Source organism: Psychrobacter aquimaris, assembly GCF_016107525.1.
Lineage (GTDB): Bacteria > Pseudomonadota > Gammaproteobacteria > Pseudomonadales > Moraxellaceae > Psychrobacter > Psychrobacter aquimaris.
Map to the genome: position 1 here is coordinate 1 of NZ_JABASR010000033.1, position 1,267 is coordinate 1,267.

General features: G+C 44.4%; 2 protein-coding genes. Both read left to right on the plus strand.

Features of this window, described 5'->3' with window-relative positions:
• Positions 1-65: 65 nt before the first annotated feature.
• The gene (locus JFC10_RS14750) at positions 66-377 is read left to right on the plus strand and encodes a transposase (protein ID WP_198333483.1); all 312 of its coding nucleotides are present in this window, start codon (positions 66-68) and stop codon (positions 375-377) included.
• The gene (locus JFC10_RS14755; protein ID WP_265089972.1) at positions 377-1,255 is read left to right on the plus strand and encodes an IS3 family transposase; all 879 of its coding nucleotides are present in this window, start codon (positions 377-379) and stop codon (positions 1,253-1,255) included. The genes JFC10_RS14750 and JFC10_RS14755 overlap by 1 nt, the downstream gene beginning before the upstream one ends.
• Positions 1,256-1,267 lie beyond the last annotated feature (12 nt).

The window sequence follows — 1,267 nt, forward strand, 5'->3', positions numbered from 1 at the left end:
TGTAGTGGCATAATAAAATTGGACAGCTGCTAAGAGGTTATACTAACCCAAAGAAGGAAAATAGTATGACCAACAAACGCAACCAATATACCCGAGAATTCAAATTAGAAGCCATCAGCTTAGTTGTTGACCACAACCGCACCATACCTGACGTGGCCGATTCTTTAGGAATAGGTAAATCCACTCTGCAGAAATGGCTGAGTCAGTACCGTCAAGAAATGACCGGCCAAGCACCTAAAGTCGGCAATGCTTTAACGGATGAACAGCGCGAGCTTCAAGAGCTGCGTAAGCAGGTTAAGCGACTGACTATGGAGCGCGATATTCTAAAAAAGGCTTCCGCTCTGCTGGCATTGGACAGCCTGAACGGCTATCGCTAATTAGTCAGCTTGCAGAGCAAGACAAACAGGTCAATAAAAGCCTTCTGTGCAAGTTGTTTGGCGTGATGAAAAGCAGTTACTACTATGGACTAAAGCCCAAGCCAATTAGCCTTGAAGCCGTCAAAATCAAAGCCTTAATACGCCAAATATTCAACGATTCAAAGCACTCAGCAGGCGCTCGTAGTATTGCCGCCATCATGATGAATGAACACGGCATCAAGCTGACCCGTTATATGGTAGGTAAACTTATGGCGCAGATGGGGCTTAAAAGCTGTCAATTGAAGACGCATAAATATAAGCACGCTGATAACACGCATAAAATCCATGGAAACCTATTGAACCGTAACTTTAGCCCAACAGCACCCAATCAAGTCTGGACGGGCGATGTGACCTATATTCGCATCAAAGGCGGCTGGTGTTATCTTGCTGTGGTGTTAGATTTATATGCTCGGCGTGTAGTGGGCTTTGCGGTGTCAGATTCGCCTGACAGCATACTGACAACCAAAGCGCTGCAGATGGCGTATGAGACGCGCCTAAAACCAAGTAATGTGCTGTTTCACTCTGATCAGGGAACCCATTACACCAGTAAGACATTTGCTGAATCCGTTGCTAGTTGTAATGGCATGACGCAAAGTATGAGCCGTCGCGGAAACTGTTGGGATAATGCCCCAACTGAGCGCTTCTTCAGAAGCTTTAAAACAGAGTGGATGCCAAAGAATGGCTATGAGAATATCGCTGAGGCTAAAAGTGCCATTATTGATTATATCTGGGGCTATTATCAAACCGTGAGACCGCATACTTTCAACAATTATTTAACACCGCTAGAAAAAGAGAAACGTTACTTTAATAAAAACCTCTTATTAGGTGTCCTAAATTAGTTGACCACTACA

What these genes read in the sequence shown, in the direction of transcription:
- JFC10_RS14750 (WP_198333483.1), top strand. Translation starts at nt 66, where the DNA reads ATGACCAACAAACGCAACCAATATACCCGAGAATTCAAATTAGAAGCC.